Raw genomic sequence first — 861 nt, forward strand, 5'->3', positions numbered from 1 at the left:
GTATCCGTCCGGTGTGCCTGCCCTGACGGTGAAAGCCGGCGCTTGATAATGTCCATGGTTGATAATGGACATCTTGAGGCACTCGATGGCGGGCACGAAGGGGCAGAAGAAGCGGTTCTGGTCTGACGAGGAGAAACGCTCGATCTGCCTGCAAACACGGGCGTCGGGCGTATCCGTTGCACAGGTGGCGCGGCGCTATTCGATGAACTCGAACCTGCTTTTTACCTGGCTGCGGGATCCACGGTTTTCACCCACCGGCGCCAAGTCGCCAGAGACTGTCGAAGATAGCCATACCTTCCTGCCGGTGGAAGTCTCGGTTTCGGCCACGACCTCGCATTTGACGAATGATGTCGTCGGAACACACCGACCGGCGGATACTCAGCCGCTCGCGCAGCGCGTCGATGTCACGCTCTCCGACGGCCGGCGGATCCTGGTGGAAGGCCCAACCAGCCTGGCGGCGGTTCTGGGGCTGGTTCAGGGGCTGCTGTCATGATCCCGGTGCCGAGCAACACGCGCATCTGGTTGGCGGCCGGCGTCACGGACATGCGGCGGGGGTTCAACACGCTGGCGGCGCAGGCCGAGAAGGTTCTGGAGGAGGACCCCTATTCCGGTCATCTGTTCGTATTTCGTGGGCGTCGGGGTGATCTTTTGAAGATCATTTGGTGGGATTCACAGGGCGGATGTCTCTTTCTGAAGCGCCTCGAGCGTGGACGCTTTGTCTGGCCTGCCGCCAAGGAAGGGAAAGTCAGTCTCAGCCCCGCTCAGCTCTCCATGCTCGTGGAAGGGATCGACTGGCGAATGCCGCAAAAGACATGGCGTCCCATGCAGAGCGGGTAGGCTATTAAGCACACCATTACAGCG

2 protein-coding genes are annotated in these 861 nt (G+C 60.9%); both read left to right on the forward strand.

Annotated elements, in window-relative coordinates; genetic code table 11:
• Nucleotides 1-85 precede the first annotated feature (85 nt).
• Nucleotides 86-493, forward strand: coding sequence for a transposase (locus tag AAIL68_RS17460; RefSeq protein ID WP_347141057.1), 408 nt, complete (start codon nucleotides 86-88; stop codon nucleotides 491-493).
• On the forward strand, nucleotides 490-837 hold the full coding sequence (tnpB, locus tag AAIL68_RS17465; RefSeq protein ID WP_347141058.1) for an IS66 family insertion sequence element accessory protein TnpB: 348 nt from the start codon (nucleotides 490-492) through the stop codon (nucleotides 835-837). Before AAIL68_RS17460 ends, tnpB begins: the two co-directional genes overlap by 4 nt.
• Nucleotides 838-861 lie beyond the last annotated feature (24 nt).

It is taken from the genome of Paracoccus sp. SSK6 (assembly GCF_039770665.1).
Lineage (GTDB): Bacteria > Pseudomonadota > Alphaproteobacteria > Rhodobacterales > Rhodobacteraceae > Paracoccus.

Coding starts and splice junctions, on each gene's coding strand:
- AAIL68_RS17460 (WP_347141057.1), top strand. CDS start 86: ATGGCGGGCACGAAGGGGCAGAAGAAGCGGTTCTGGTCTGACGAGGAG.
- tnpB (WP_347141058.1), top strand. CDS start 490: ATGATCCCGGTGCCGAGCAACACGCGCATCTGGTTGGCGGCCGGCGTC.